This window comes from Agrobacterium larrymoorei, from assembly GCF_030819275.1.
GTDB classification, from domain to species: domain Bacteria; phylum Pseudomonadota; class Alphaproteobacteria; order Rhizobiales; family Rhizobiaceae; genus Agrobacterium; species Agrobacterium larrymoorei_B.
Genome location: NZ_JAUTBL010000002.1, coordinates 2461784 through 2472479, shown reverse-complemented (window position 1 = coordinate 2472479; position 10696 = coordinate 2461784). Strand labels below are relative to the sequence as shown.

The following is a 10696-nucleotide window of genomic DNA, read 5'->3' as shown; positions in this document are numbered from 1 at the left end:
GGTTCGTCACGCTTTCGATCCTTTCATTGTCACATGTCGCGATCGCAAATTGCCCTGCGGTTACACGACATGCTGCACTGCTTCGATTGCAGTTTATGCATCGATAAGCGGCTGTGGCAACAGCCCTTTTTGCGAGAGAAGCGATTGCCCAGAAAGGGGCCAGAGCGGTGGCAAAAACGCTCTTGGAAAAGGCAAAAAGCGCGCAGCTTTCGCCACGCGCTCCGCAAATTTATCGAGTAGATCGGATGTCAGTTCGTCAGGCGGGTGGGGACACTCGCGGCCTTGCGGGCGATCTCGCCGAAGGCTGAGACGATCTCTTCCATATTATCCGGCTCGAAGTAATTATCCGGGCTGCTGGCGCAATATTTCAGCAGCGATTTGCCCTTGTCCGGTGCCATGAAGGCCACGGTGAAGATCTTGATGCCATCGGCCTTGATCGAAGAGCAAATGGAACGCACCTGTCCGTCGATGGTCGAGCTGCTCATTTCACCATCGGTCATCAACAAGATATAGCGCTCAAACATCTTGTTACCCTTGCTGTCATGCTGCGAGCGCTCGTTCGGATTGGCGCTCTTGAGAGCATCGAAGGCGATCGTCAATGACGGGTAGGCGTTGGTGCCTCCCTTTGGCACGGTAGCAATGGCGTCGACATAATTCTTGGCGGCCGAGGTGCCCCAGTCGAGCTTCTGAGCAGGGAAGGTTTCCGAATTATAAGCTACGGCGCCGGTGCGGATGAGTTCCGATTCCGGGTGGGCTTTCTCTTTGTAGGACGGATCCGCCTTGTTGAGCGTGTCTACCAGATAGGAAACGGCCGCCTTCAGCGAGGCCATCTTCTTGACATAGCAGGGCGTCGTGGAAGCCACTTTTGGCCAGGATTTTTCCGTGTAGTTGTCGCAGTACTTCATCGACTTATCGACCGTATCCGTTACGAAGGACATAGAGCCGGAGCGATCGAGGACCAGATAAAGCGAGAGAGCAGCACCCTTGCTGAAGCTGCTTTCGGCCGTGCTGCTGACGGAGATCGTGATGGTATCGACACCGATGAAGCCGATCAGTGGATTGAGAGGCACCTGACGGCTGACCGAGCCGGAAATCTTGAAGCTTGTTCCCTTGTTGGTATCGTTGCGGCTGGCAGTCGCCTCAATTTCGGCCTTGTCCTTCTTGTCGTCCTTGTCGACTTCGCCATCCATGTGTTCTTTGATGAACTTTTTGACCTCATCCGCATAGGCTGCGTCGGACTTGCTGCCTTCATCAAGACGGGCATGTGTGGCTGCTGCAAGCGTAGCGCTGTCGAGCGCGGTCTGCATGTCGTTTCTCACCTGCATGACGCGCGTGGCCTCCATGCCGGCACCGGCCGCACCGAAGAGGAGCGGCAGGCCAAGTGCTGTCAGAATTGCGAAGTTACCGCGCTTGTCGGTGAGTAAAGTTTTAAATGCCCGTGCAATCATCGTTCGGCCATCCCCCAGACTACCGCCTTGATCTATAAAGGCACAGCCTTACTGCCGCTTTATTGATGCTTTCCTAACTCAGTCGCTATGGTTTGAGTAAAGAGGCATTTTATCCGACAATAATTATGAGTTTGACGCTTTTTGCTTGCAGTTTTTCTGTCGCGGGCAACTCTTGCTCGCCGAGCTTGCAGCGTTTCCCTTTAACGAGAAGACGCGACAAGGAGATAATGAGGGCGATCAACTGACCGGAACGACGTCGACCGCTTGCGTGATCTTCTGGTTGCCGTAGCTCTTCAACACGCCGATGACAGGCGCCACATCGGCATAGTCGCGGCCATAGGCGACGACGATGTGGTCACCGCCGGCAACGATGTCGTTGGTGGGGTCGAGCTCGATATAGCCGTCCGCTTCGCCGCACCACACGCGCACCCAGGCATGCATGGCGTCGGCGCCCTCCAGCCGCTCCTTGCCGGGCGGGGGAATGGTGCGCAGGAAGCCGCTGACATAGCCGGCCGGAATGCCGAGGCTGCGCAGTGCCGAAATCATGATGTGGGAGAAATCCTGGCAGACCCCGCGCTTCAGCTTGAAGGCCTGGCCCGGTGTCGTATCCACCGTCGTGGCTTCGCCATCATATTTGAAATCCTTGTAGATGCGCTTGCACAGCGCGAAGGCAATTTCGCGCACCGTCATGCCGGGCTTTGCCGTCTCGCGGGCATAGGCCGCAATCGCCGCATCTTCACCGATACGCGGACTTGCCCCTGCCAGATGGTGGGGGGCCTGCGGGTCGAGCGAGTTGATGCTGGAAAGCTCGGCCTGGAGCTTATCGAGTTGCGGGGAGAGATCGGCCGTCAGCGACGGGCTATCCACCTGAACACGGGCCTGCATGCGGATGTCGAGCTTGTCATGCGGAGCTCTGAGATAGATCGAGGTGGCGCTCTGGTGAAAGAAATCGTTGAAGACGGTGCGCTCTTCGGGCACCGGCGAGACGGTGAGAGCGGAGGCGACGAGCCTCTGTCTGTCTGGAATCGAGAGTGGGGTGACACGGATGATGTGGCGCGCGCCGGACGCCAGCGTGTCGTAGAGATAGCCCATATGCAGCGAGAGATCGTAAAGCATCGACTATCCGAGATAGGTTTGCGCGAGAATATCGGAAAGCCGTTCGAGATCCTTCTCCAACTGGCGGAAGACATCGCCGGAGAGATTTTCCGAGGTCATGACCGCCAGGGTGGAATGAATGCGCATCGCCTCCCGGTAGAAAGGCGACATCTGGCCGTTGACGAAGGCGTTGGGCAATTGCTCCACCTCGGCACGGATTTCATTCAGCTGGAAGAGGATGGAGCGCGGGTTGAGCGGATCGAGCGCCAGAAGATCCATGACGGTCAGTGCGGCGGTATTCACATTGTAACGGCGGCGGTGGGTCATGACGCTGTCGCCGATTTCGAGCAGCATGTCGAAGGAGCCATCCGGCGCGTCGGGCCCGCCCATATGGGCCAGGAGCCGCGTCATATGCAGGCCACGCTCCAGATAGCGGCCGATGGCCAGGAAGCGCCAGCCGGTGAAGCGATACATGTTTTCATGCACCAGACCGGCAAAGCCCGCGACCTTGCGCAACAGAATGGTCATGGCATGGGTGGCGTCATCACCTGCATGAATCTTGCTCTGGAAGCGGCGCGCGGTCTTTGCCAGATCGTTCAGCGCCAGCCAGCCATCCGGCGAGAAACGGTCGCGAATGTTGCTGGCGGAATAGATGGAGCTGTTGATATTGGCGATCAGGCTGGAAGGGATGGCCTCTTCCACGTCGATATCGACGGTTTCCAGATAGTCTGTGACATGGGCGAGCAGCGGCTGCTTCGGATCGGCGGATTCGGCATAACGTGCATGCCAGGCGCGCAGGATCCGCAGCGCCCCTTCGGACCGCTCGATATAACGGCCAAGCCAGAAGAGATTATCAGCCGCACGGCTTGGCAAGCTGCCCGGCATATTGCGGATGAAGTTTTCCTCCGGCGGCAGAAGCGTGGTGCGCTCCACCGGCTTGTCGCTGACGATCCAGACGTCGGCCGCGCGGCCGCCAGCCTGCATGGCGATGGCGGCGACATCGTTGCTGCGACCGATGCGGGCAAAGCCGCCCGGCATCACCTGCCAGCCATCCTGGGTTCTGGCGACGAAGACGCGAAGGCTCATGGGCCGTGGCACGAGCTTGCCGTCGACGAAAGCGGGTGTGGTGGACAGTGTTACGACTTCCTGACCGACGAGCTTGTGGCCGTCGGTTGCCAACCAGTCGCTGATCGAATCCTTGGCGGTTTCGCGCAAGGTGGAGCCGAGCACAGATTGGCCGTTATCGTCGAAGAAGGGCAGGCGAGAATAGGCAGGGCCGATGACCATGCGCTCTATATTGCGGGCCACCTGCTCACGCTCGGTCGGCTGACCGCACCACCATGTGGCGATCGATGGCATGGCAAGATCTTCGCCAAGGATATGGCGACAGATGGCGGGCATGAAGGCGAGCAGAGCGCGGGTTTCGAGAATGCCGCTGCCGAGCGCATTGACCATGTTGAGCGAACCGGCGCGCAGCGCCTGCACCATGCCGGGCGTGCCGATATGGGAGTTCTGGTCGAGTTCCAGCGGATCGGCATAGGACGCATCGAGACGCCGCCACAAGACGCCGACGGGTTTGAGACCGGCAACGGTGCGCACCATGACGCGGTTATTGACGACCGTCAGGTCTTCGCCTTCCAGCAGCATGAAGCCGAGATAGCGGGCGATATAGGCATGTTCGAAATAGGTTTCGCTGGCAGGGCCAGGCGTCAGGACCGCGATGCGGTCATCCACATGCTGCCGGTGCGATTGCAACGTATCGCGAAACGCGCCGAAGAAGGAGGCGAGGCGATGGACATGTGCCTCGGCATAGATATCGGAAAAGGCACGCGTGGTCGCCACGCGGTTTTCCAGTGCGAAGCCCGCGCCGGAGGGAGCCTGCGCACGGTCTGCCAGAACCCACCAGTTGCCATCCGGCCCGCGTCCGATCTCGAAGGAGCAGAAGTGCAGGTAATGGCCGCTCGCGGGTTTGACGCCCACCATGGGGCGCAGAAACTCCGGGTTGGAGGCAATCAGCGCTGGCGGCACGTATCCCTGCTGCACCAGGCGGCCTTCGCCATAGATATCGGCGACCACGGCTTCGAGAAGATTGGCGCGCTGGATCAGACCCTTGGAGACGACCTGCCATTCAGCATCGTCGATCAGCACCGGCACATGAGAGATCGGCCAGTTGCGTTCGCTGCTGCCGCCGCCGCTTTGCGCGCTGTAATCGCGGTAGAAGACGCCAGCATCGCGCAGATAACGGTCGGTACGCGAGAAGCGGTCGTGCAACTCGCGCTCGTCCATGCGCGAGAGCGCATTGACGAAGGGCTGCCAGACGGGACGAATATGTCCATCTATGTCGAGCATCTCATCGGCAACATCCGGCAGCGCGCGATAAGCCAGCATGGAGCCCATGCCGGTTTCTCCGGTCTTGCGTTCCGTTGCCGGTGTCTTCGCCACCTTATACTCCTTGCGGGCGTCGCAGATCGAGTGTCAGCGGAAATTCCGGCGACACGGCTTCCGGCCACAGTGTGAACTGGCCGCCCGTATGGCCCCACGGCTCGAAACGGGCAAGACGCCGCGCTTCCGCCTCGTTTCCATTGACGGGAAAGGTGTCATAGTTTCGCCCGCCCGGATGGGCAACATGATAGATGCAGCCGCCGATCGAACGGTTCGACCATGTATCATAAATATCAAATGTCAAAGGCGTGTTCACCGGCAAGGCAGGATGCAGGCCAGCCGCTGGCTGCCAAGCCTTGAAGCGCACGCCCGCGACCGAGACGCCGGAGGTTTCCGTTTGTTTCAACGGCACGGCGCGGCCATTGCAGGAGACGGTATAGCGGCTGGGATTGGTCGTTTCGAGGCGAACCTGAAGGCGCTCGACGGAGGAATCCACATAGCGCACCGTGCCGCCAATGGCGCCCTGTTCGCCCATCACATGCCATGGCTCCAGCGCCTGGCGCAGTTCAAGCTTCGAGCCCTCATATTCCACCTCGCCGAAGAAGGGGAAGCGGAATTCAAGCTGGGCGGCAAACCATTCCGGTTTCAGATCGAAGCCGTGCTGGCGAAGATCGGCCAGAACATCGAGGAAATCCGCCCAGACATAATGCGGCAGCATGAAGCGGTCGGCAAGGCTCGTGCCCCAACGGACGAACTTGCCGCCGATCGGGTTCTGCCAGAAGCGGGCGATCAGCGCGCGCACCAGCAGTTGCTGGGCAAGCGACATACGCGCATTCGGCGGCATTTCGAAGCCGCGGAACTCCACAAGACCAAGGCGACCCGTCGGGCCATCCGGCGAGAACAGCTTGTCGATGCAAATTTCGGAGCGGTGGGTGTTGCCGGTGACATCGACGAGCAGATTGCGGAACAGGCGATCGACCAGCCAGGGCAAGGGGGGCGCGCCTTCGCCCGGAGCCGGCACCTGCGCCATGGCGATTTCCAGCTCATACATGCTGTCATGACGCGCCTCGTCGATACGCGGCGCCTGGCTGGTGGGGCCAATGAAGAGACCGGAGAAGAGATAGGAGAGCGAGGGGTGGCGCTGCCAATGCAGCACGAGGCTCTTCAGCAGATCGGGACGGCGCAGGAACGGGCTGTCATTGGGGTTTGCCCCGCCGACGACCACATGGTTGCCGCCGCCGGTGCCGGTGTGGCGACCGTCGATCATGAACTTGTCGGCGCCCAACCGCGACTGGCGGGCATCCTCATAGATAGCGGTGGTGATATCGACGCATTCCTTCCAGCTTGCGGCCGGATGGATATTGACCTCGATGACGCCAGGATCGGGGGCGACGCGAATGACGTTCATCCGCTCGTCATGCGGCGGCGCATAGCCTTCAATATGGACGGGCAGGCCGAGATCGGTGGCCGCAGCCTCGGCGGATGCGATGAGATCGAGATAATCCTCGATGCGTTCGACCGGCGGCATGAAGACGCAGAGCCTGCCATCGCGTGCTTCGACGGAAAGCGCGGTGCGCACCGTGCCGGCAATATCGCTGATCACTTGCTCGTTGCGGCCGGGATTGGGCGCATCGCCCTCCTGGAACGAGGCTTCCGGCATACTGCGTGCCGAAGGCGATGGGGCATGGGCCGAAGGCGGCAAGGCATCCGGCAGCGGGCCGCGCGGGATGGAGGGATCTGCCTCGTGAATATAAGGGAAGGCCGATGGCGGAATATAGGGGAGCGTTCCAAGCGGCAGGCGGTAACCGACGGCACTATCGCCCGGCACCAGGAAGATCTTGCCGCGCCGTGTCTTCCACCGCTCGCTGACCCAGCGCCTCTGACCGGAGCTTTGTGCGTTCCATGCCTGGACGGGCAGAATATAGCCGGTCGGTTCCGTCAGGCCGCGTTCGAAGACGCGGGCGATGCGGTTGCGCTCTTCCGGATCCTTGAGCTTGGAGTTGGACGGATCGACATTGTCGGGAAGGTTGGCTTCCTTGATCAGCCATTCCGCCGGATCTTCATAGGCCGGCAACACCAGATCGGGCTCTATGCCAAGATGGCCGGCAATGGAGGTGAGAAGCCGATTGGCATCCGGGGAGCTGACGCCGGTATCATGTCCTTCCTGGGCCACCAGATCGGCATTGCGCCAGACCGGCTTGCCATCTTTCCGCCAATAGAGCGAGAAGGTCCAGCGCGGCAGGCTTTCGCCCGGATACCACTTGCCCTGACCGTAATGCAGGAAGCCATTGGGGGCGAAGCGCTCACGCAGCTTGCGAATTAGAATATCGGCCTTCTGCCGCTTGGTGGGGCCAACCGCACCGGTGTTCCATTCTTCGGATTCGAAATCGTCGATGGAGACGAAAGTCGGCTCGCCGCCCATGGTGAGGCGCACGTCCTGCGCCTTCAGCACCCGATCCACCGTCTCACCCAGCGCATCCAGCTGCTCCCAGCTTTCATCCGAAAAGGGCTTGGTGATGCGCGGATGTTCGGCAACACGGGAGACCTTCATGTCGAAGGCGAATTCCGTATTGGCCTGGCCGAAATAGCCGCCGGAAATAGGCGCTGCGTTGCGATAATGCGGTGTCGCGGACAACGGAATATGGCTTTCGCCGGTCAGAAGCCCCGATGTCGGATCGAAACCGACCCATCCGGCACCCGGCAGATAGACCTCCGCCCAGGCGTGAAGATCGGTGAAATCCACCTCCGTGCCGGACGGACCGTCCAGCGCCTTCAGATCCGGTGCCAGCTGGATGAGGTAGCCGGAGACGAAGCGCGCGGCAAGGCCAAGGCGGCGCAGCACCTGGACCAGCAGCCAGCTGGTATCGCGGCAGGAGCCCTTTCCAGAAGCGAGCGTTTCTTCCGGGGTCTGCACGCCCGGCTCCATGCGGATGACATAGCCGATTTCCTGCTGCAGCCGTGCATTGATGCCGACCACCATATCGACCGTCGTCTGGCCCGGGGTCTTGTCGATGGTGGCCATCAGCGCATCGAACAGCGGTCCCGTTTCCTCCGGCGTCCTGTAGATCGAAAGATCGTCCTTCAGCGTGTCCGGATAATCGAAAGGCCATTTGGTGGCGCTTTCCTCGACGAAGAAATCGAAGGGATTATAGACCGTCATATCCGCAACGAGATCGACCTCGATTTTGAACTCGGTGACCGGATCGGGAAAGACGAATCGGGCCTGGAAGTTGCCGTAGGGATCCTGCTGCAGATTGACGAAATGATTGGCGGGCGTGACCTTCAGCGAGTGGCTGATGACCTTGGTGCGCGAATGCGGCGCCGGTTTCAGTCTGATAATCTGGGGTCCAAGGCGGACCGGCCGGTCATATTTGTAATGCGTCAGATGATAGATGCTCGCCTTGATCGACATGTATAACCTTATTTACCGGCATTTGCGGATTGTTCCGCCCCCTCTGTTGCATCGACTTTGTGCAATGCACGCGAATAAAGCAAGGAACATTTCGGCGCTGTCGCGCATTCGTCGCCGCGGGATCTGAAAGGGCGCGTCAGGGGTGTCCGTGGGGTTATGTGGACAAGTATCGGCTTAGTGATATTGCTGTCATCGCAAGGGCGGAGACTTCATCTCTGTCAGCCTGCGCGATTCTACGATTTTAGAAAGTGGCAATGAGTTGAAAACGCAAGGAAATTCTCCGGAGGAGATGGCTGCTTACGCGCGCTTCGATCTCAATTTCAGAGCGCAGATGCGGATGATGGGCAGCGCCTTCTGGACATCTCCGGTGCGAGGACGGCTGATCCTTCTGGCCTGCGGCCTGCTGACCATTATCCTTGTCACAGCCTATGGCCAGGTGAGGCTGAACGAATGGAACGCGCCCTTTTATAATTCGCTCGAGCGGCGCGATCTCGGTGCCTTCCTCCATCAGTTGGAAGTCTTCACCATCATTGCCGGGTGCCTGCTGCTTCTCAACGTCTTCCAGACATGGCTGAACCAGATGACGGCGCTGAGCATGCGCGAGGGGCTGGCCAAGGACATGGTGGAGCAGTGGCTGAAGCCCGGCCGCGCCGCCAAGCTTGCAAGCTTCGGTACCATTTCCATCAACCCCGATCAGCGCCTGCATGAGGATGTGCGCAACCTGGCCGAAAGCAGCACGGCACTTGCCATCGGTCTCGTCAACGCCACCATTATTCTCGTCAGCTTCATTGGCGTTCTCTGGGGGCTATCGGCCGGCTTTGCCATCGAGATCGGCGGCAAGATGGTGGCGATTCCGGGCTATATGGTTTGGGCGGCACTTCTCTATGCGGGATCGGCCTCGCTGCTTTCCAACATTGTCGGCTACCGGCTGGTGCCGCTCAACGCCGAGCGCTATTCCAAAGAAGCGGAGCTGCGCTTCTCATTGATGCGGGCGAGCGAAAATCTGACGGCCATCACCCTCTCGCGCGGCGAGAAGAACGAGCGTCACCGCATCCGTCAGGATATCGACGCGGTGCTTGCCGTGATTCGCGGGCTCGCCATGGGGCTGACGCATCTGACCTGGGTGTCTGCCGGTTACGGCTGGCTTGCCATCGTCGCGCCGATCCTGATTGCGGCGCCGGTTTACTTCTCCGGCAACCTGACCTTCGGCGGGCTGATGATGGCGGTGGGCGCCTTCAACCAGGTGAATACGGCGCTGCGCTGGTATATCGAAAATTTCGGCCCGATCGCCAGCTGGAAGGCGACGCTGCAACGCGTGTCGATCTTCCGCAATGCGCTGATTCAGATGGACAGCATCGAGCGGCACGAGAACGCCATCGAGCTCGATCGCTCCGCAACCGAGATCGTGCGGCTGTCATCCGTGGAAATCAGCCCGGAAGCCGGGGGCAAGGACATGACGCGCAGTTTCAAGCTGCGTGAGGCCCCTGTCGAGATCACCGTTGGCGAGAGGGTGATGATCGACGCAGAACATGGCGTGAACCGGCGGCTGTTCTTTGCGGCGATTGCCGGGCTCTGGCCTTGGGGAAGCGGCAAGATCACCATGCCGCCGCGCGAGGAGACGCTGTTCATTGCCCAGCACGGCTATATGCCGGCGGCGCCATTGCGCGAAATTCTCTCCTATCCGCGTGCGCCGCAGAAGTTCACGGAAGAAGAGTTTCTGGCCGCCATGGAAGCCTGCGGCCTTGGCCACATCATTCCCCGAATGAACGACAATATTCGTTGGGACCAGAAGTTCGATTCCGACGAACAGGCCTGTATCCGGGTTGCCAATGCGTTGCTGCTAAAGCCGCGCTGGCTGTTCATCGACGACCTGCTGGAAGGTCTGGAGAAGCACACCATCGACCGGCTGGTGGAGGTGCTGAGCGGCATGAAGGATACTGCCGTGGTCTATATCGGCCGCTCGGACGCGGTGATGCAGGTGCTGTCACCGCGCGTTCTGCATCTCGATCTGGTTACGACCGCGCGAGCTGAATAGAGCGCATATCTTCCATGACGACCCGGGAGCGGGTTTCGATCCGCCCTCCATTCGGTGTCTGTGTTTCGAAGCGAAGCATGAAAGGTGCCGTCACCGCAATCGACACGATGGCAAGCAACGCGACCACGATCAGGCGGTCGTAATGCCTCTGTTTGATGTCATTCCCACTCCAGTCATATGCCATTTTCGAGCCTCGCCCTGCATCTGGAAGTATATGAAATTAACCTAATGAATTAAGAAGCTGAGCCGTTATAGTTAACGAAACCTTAGCGAAGCTTGGTAAATTGTCGTGTTTTGGTTTTTGACTGTCTTTAATGTGAATTA

General features: G+C 59.8%; 6 protein-coding genes. 1 reads left to right on the top strand and 5 read right to left on the bottom strand.

Translation table 11 applies throughout. From position 1 onward, the window contains the following. Positions 1-248 precede the first annotated feature (248 nt). The 4 genes from QE408_RS20645 to QE408_RS20630 all read right to left on the bottom strand — a co-directional run bounded on the left by QE408_RS20645 (position 249) and on the right by QE408_RS20630 (position 8337). Positions 249-1448 (bottom strand): vWA domain-containing protein, encoded by a 1200-nt coding sequence (locus QE408_RS20645; protein ID WP_306934363.1) that lies wholly within the window; start codon positions 1446-1448, stop codon positions 249-251. Positions 1449-1685: 237 nt separating this feature from the next. Beyond that, positions 1686-2564: a transglutaminase family protein gene (locus QE408_RS20640; RefSeq protein ID WP_306934362.1), complete on the bottom strand. Its 879-nt coding sequence runs from the start codon at positions 2562-2564 to the stop codon at positions 1686-1688. 3 nt (positions 2565-2567) lie between these two features. Next, positions 2568-4985 carry a circularly permuted type 2 ATP-grasp protein gene (locus QE408_RS20635; RefSeq protein WP_373465570.1) on the bottom strand — a complete coding sequence of 806 codons (2418 nt, stop codon included), beginning with the start codon at positions 4983-4985 and terminating at the stop codon, positions 2568-2570. Position 4986: 1 nt separating this feature from the next. Beyond that, positions 4987-8337, bottom strand: coding sequence for a transglutaminase family protein (locus tag QE408_RS20630; RefSeq protein ID WP_306934361.1), 3351 nt, complete (start codon positions 8335-8337; stop codon positions 4987-4989). Positions 8338-8626: 289 nt separating this feature from the next. On the opposite strand from QE408_RS20630, the gene QE408_RS20625 reads away from it, so the two are divergent. Beyond that, positions 8627-10372, top strand: a complete 1746-nt coding sequence (locus QE408_RS20625; protein WP_306934360.1) for an ABC transporter ATP-binding protein/permease — start codon at positions 8627-8629, stop codon at positions 10370-10372. Here QE408_RS20625 and QE408_RS20620 read toward each other — a convergent pair. After that, positions 10350-10556 (bottom strand): hypothetical protein, encoded by a 207-nt coding sequence (locus QE408_RS20620; RefSeq protein ID WP_306934359.1) that lies wholly within the window; start codon positions 10554-10556, stop codon positions 10350-10352. The genes QE408_RS20625 and QE408_RS20620 overlap by 23 nt on opposite strands. Between the last annotated feature and the right edge of the window lie 140 nt (positions 10557-10696).

Coding starts and splice junctions, on each gene's coding strand:
- QE408_RS20645 (WP_306934363.1), bottom strand. CDS start 1,448: ATGATTGCACGGGCATTTAAAACTTTACTCACCGACAAGCGCGGTAAC.
- QE408_RS20640 (WP_306934362.1), bottom strand. CDS start 2,564: ATGCTTTACGATCTCTCGCTGCATATGGGCTATCTCTACGACACGCTG.
- QE408_RS20630 (WP_306934361.1), bottom strand. CDS start 8,337: ATGTCGATCAAGGCGAGCATCTATCATCTGACGCATTACAAATATGAC.
- QE408_RS20625 (WP_306934360.1), top strand. CDS start 8,627: ATGGCTGCTTACGCGCGCTTCGATCTCAATTTCAGAGCGCAGATGCGG.
- QE408_RS20620 (WP_306934359.1), bottom strand. CDS start 10,556: ATGGCATATGACTGGAGTGGGAATGACATCAAACAGAGGCATTACGAC.